General features: G+C 28.4%; 3 protein-coding genes. All 3 read left to right on the top strand.

Annotated features, from left to right (window positions below; translation table 11 throughout):
* Nucleotides 1-1,224: family 1 glycosylhydrolase (locus J7M87_RS04200; RefSeq protein WP_291648970.1), on the top strand; the 1,224-nt coding region annotated here is incomplete at its 5' end.
* A 319-nt stretch (nucleotides 1,225-1,543) separates the two neighbouring features.
* Nucleotides 1,544-2,374 carry a BglG family transcription antiterminator LicT gene (gene licT / locus J7M87_RS04195; protein ID WP_291648968.1) on the top strand — a complete coding sequence of 277 codons (831 nt, stop codon included), beginning with the start codon at nucleotides 1,544-1,546 and terminating at the stop codon, nucleotides 2,372-2,374.
* 149 nt (nucleotides 2,375-2,523) lie between these two features.
* The coding region (locus J7M87_RS04190; RefSeq protein WP_291648966.1) for a PTS transporter subunit EIIC at nucleotides 2,524-3,431 on the top strand (908 nt) is incomplete at its 3' end.

Genomic DNA, 3,431 nt, shown 5'->3' with positions numbered 1-3,431 from the left:
GATATTAGGTTATTTGCAGAAATGGGCTTTAAGGTATTTAGAATGTCTATAGCATGGACACGTATATTCCCTAATGGTGATGATAAAGAACCTAATGAAGCAGGATTAAAGTTTTATGATGATGTTTTTGATGAATTAAAAAAATATAATATAGAGCCATTAGTTACTATTTCACATTATGAGATGCCTTTTAATTTAACTAAAAAATATAATGGATGGGCTTCAAGAGAGGTAATAGATTTTTTTGTTAACTACTGTAATGTAATATTTAACAGATATAAGGATAAAGTTAAATACTGGATTACATTTAATGAAATTAATTGTGGTACAAAGCCAGTAGGAGGATATCTTAGTCTTGGTATTTTAAATGAAGGCACAGAAGACCTTTTACACCCAAATGATAACAAGCAGATTCGTTTTCAAGCACTTCACCATCAATTTGTAGCAAGTGCAAAAGCAGTAAAGCTTGGTCATAGTATTAATAAAGATTTTAAGATAGGCTGTATGATTGCTTATATGACAAAATATCCTTATACATGTAATCCAGATGATATATTACTTACACAGAAGAGGGATCAATTGGCAAATGATCTTTGTGGAGATGTACATGTTAGAGGTGAATATCCTTTCTTTGCTAAGAGATATTTTGAAGAAAATAATATTGTTTTAGATATAACTGAAGAAGATAAGAAGATTTTAAAAGAAGGAACAGTAGACTATTATACATTCAGTTATTATATGAGTAACTGTGAATCAGCAGAGGGTGGCAAAGACAAGGTTTCAGGAAATTTAGTTAGTGGAATTAAAAACCCATATCTTAAAGCAAGTGATTGGGGATGGCAAATTGATCCTAAAGGATTAAGATATATTTTAAACAAATTGTATGGAAGATATAATTTACCTCTTATGGTAGTTGAAAATGGTCTTGGTGCTTTTGATAAAGTTGAAGAAGACGGTTCAATTAATGATGATTATCGTATTGAATATTTAAAAGATCATATAATTCAAATGAAGGAAGCCGTTAAAGATGGTGTAGACTTAATTGGATATACTCCTTGGGGATGTATTGATCTTGTAAGTGCAAGTACTGGTGAAATGGAAAAGAGATATGGCTTTATTTATGTAGATAAGGATAATGCTGGGGAAGGTACATTAGACAGAAAGAAGAAAAAATCATTTGAATGGTACAAAAATGTAATAAAAACGAATGGAGAAGAACTATAACTGACTTAATATTAAATTCTATTATATTTAAAAGCTGATTCAAAAATGAAGAATAAATTATATTCATGCAAAACAAAAGCAGGTTTCGTAAGCCTTTTTATGGAAGCATATAAAGTTATAAAAAAGTATTGACAAGTTATCATAAAAAAAGTAAAATGAAATTGAAAATAAACGATTACATTAACTTAGGATTGTTACTGATTCGATCAGGCTATACCTTAATTAAGTAGAAGAGATATGATATTTATTTCTTTTAATTAATTGAGGTTTTTATTTTTAAATATAGCCAAGTATAGAATGGAGTATGAGGTGATGTGCATTGAAGATAGACAAAATTTTTAACAACAATGCAGTTATTGTTAAAGAAGACAATGGACGAGATTCTGTTATCATTGGATGTGGACTTGCATTTAGAAAAAAAGTTGGCGATGAAGTAGATGAATCATTAATAGAAAAAACTTTTATTTTAAAGGAAAAAGATACTTTAGAAAAGTTTAAAATGATTTTAGAACACATACCTACAGAACAAATATCATTGTGCTATGATATTGTGGAATATGCTAAGAACATGTTAAACTGTGAACTTAATGATTATATTTATGTAACATTAACTGATCATATAAGTTATACATTAAAATTATTTGATGAAGGAATAGAAAGACCAAATATATTGATTTGGGAAATAAAAAAGTTTTATCCTAAAGAATATAATATTGGATTAAAGGCTTTAGAGTTTATTGAAAGTGAGCTTGGTAAAAAGATTAATGAAGAAGAAGCCGGAAATATTGCACTTCACTTGATAACAGCTCAGATTAATGGAAAAAGCGATAAAACTGATATTGCTTATAGTATGACCAAAAAGATTCAGGATATACTAAATATTGTGAAATATACATATGATATTGAATTAGATGAACAATCTTTAAACTATGAAAGGTTTATTACTCATTTAAGATTTTTCTTTAAAAGACTTAATAATAAAACACAGTATAGAAATGAAAATGAAGACTTTCTTTTACCACAAGTAAAAGAAAAATATAAAGATGCTTATAAATGTATGCTTAAGATAGAAAAATATTTAAATATAGAGTTAAGTCATGAAGAACAGCTTTATTTGACGCTTCATATTAAGCGTATTGTAAACAGATAATATAGAAATAATTAAATATTTAGGATTGTTACTGTTAAATCAGGCAAGACCATAGGTTTAAAAATACAAAAGTAATTTAGTATTATTAAACTTTAGGTCTTGCTTTTTTATATATAAGATTATGATTAATTTAGAAGGAGCGATTTCTTATGAAATATGAAAATCTTGCAAAAGAAATAGTTAAAAATATTGGAGGCAAAGAAAACGTTAGCAGTTTAACTCATTGTATAACTAGATTACGTTTTAAGCTAAAAGATGAAAAAAAGGCCAACACAGATGTGTTGAAAAATATGGATGGTGTAGTTACAGTTGTTCAAAGTAGTGGACAGTATCAGGTAGTTATAGGAAATCATGTTCCAGATGTTTATGCAGATGTAGTTGCGGTTGCAGGACTTTCTGAAGGTTCAGGAAATAATTCTTCAGAAAAGATGAAGACGTTTGATAAATTAATTGATATTATATCAGGAGTTTTTCAACCAGTACTTGGAGTATTATCTGCAACTGGTATGATTAAAGGATTTTTAGCAATGTTTGTTGCTTTGGGATGGTTAAGTCCTGAAAGTGGTGCTTACACTATACTACAAACAATTGGAGACAGCTTATTTTATTTCTTTCCAATATTCTTAGGACTTACAGCAGCTAAGAAGTTTAATGTAAATCAATTTGTAGCTATGGCAATAGGTGCATCTCTTGTTCATCCTACAATAACAGGCATTGCAGGTAAAACAATTGAATTCTTTGGTATTCCAGTTATAATGCCTTCAGGTGGTTATGCTTCAACTGTTATTCCAGTTATAATTTCAATTGTATTTGCATCTTATGTTGAAAAGTTATTTAAGAAAATTATCCCAGATATTGTTAAAGCTTTTATTGTTCCAATGTTAACTTTAGTAGTAGTAGTTCCTATTACTTTTTTAGCTATAGGACCAGTAGCATCATATGCTAGTGAAATATTAGGAAATATAACATTAACAATTTATAATTTAAACTCAACTATAGCAGGTTTATTTATCGGTGGATTCTATCAAATATTTATTATGTTTGGTTTACACTGGGG

It is taken from the genome of Clostridium sp. (genome assembly GCF_017888565.1).
GTDB lineage: Bacteria > Bacillota > Clostridia > Clostridiales > Clostridiaceae > Clostridium.
The sequence above is the reverse complement of the archived record's forward strand: the minus strand, read 5'-3'. Positions and strand labels throughout refer to the sequence as shown.